Annotated in this window: 1 protein-coding gene; it reads right to left on the bottom strand. The window is 60.4% G+C overall.

Going from position 1 to position 513, the window contains the following annotated elements; all coding sequences use genetic code 11:
* Positions 1 to 513 (bottom strand): transposase (locus tag IEW17_RS20710; protein ID WP_188563960.1); only part of this gene is annotated, 513 nt, incomplete at both ends.

The raw sequence follows: 513 nt of genomic DNA, 5'->3' as shown, positions 1-513 counted from the left end.
GTGTCGCGGGCCTTCTCGGTGGTGAAGGACCAGTTCACTTTGGTCGCAGCGGCATTTCGGTGGGCTTGCCAAATCAGGGCCTCTTCTTCGAGTTGCTGCGCGCTGCCAATGCGTCGGTCCAGGCACTGCCGGGAAAGAGCCGAGAATTCAATTTCCGCCATGTTGAGCCAGGACCCGTGTTTGGGGGTGAAGTGAAAGTCGAGTTGGTGGCGCAGCTGCCGGGCTCTTTCAACGGGCAGGTGCTCGTAAAAAGCGCCGTAGGTGTGGGTGCTGTAATTGTCCTGCACCAACTGGATGGTGGGCACGTCCGGGTAATGGGTGGCGACCACCCAGTCCATAAACCGGGCGTAATCGGCCTTGGTTTTGGTGGCGGTGACTTGCAGATGGCGCTGGCCGGTGTCGATGTTGTACGCCAGCAGCACGTTGCAAACGCCTTTGCGCAGGTATTCCTGGTGTTCTTTGCGGGTCGCCCCCGGCTTGGCCGGAATCGGGCTCAGCACGTGGTCGAGCAAC

The sequence above is a fragment of the Hymenobacter frigidus genome (genome assembly GCF_014640435.1).
In the GTDB taxonomy this organism is placed as follows: Bacteria; Bacteroidota; Bacteroidia; order Cytophagales; family Hymenobacteraceae; genus Hymenobacter; species Hymenobacter frigidus.
The sequence above is the reverse complement of the archived record's forward strand: the minus strand, read 5'-3'. Positions and strand labels throughout refer to the sequence as shown.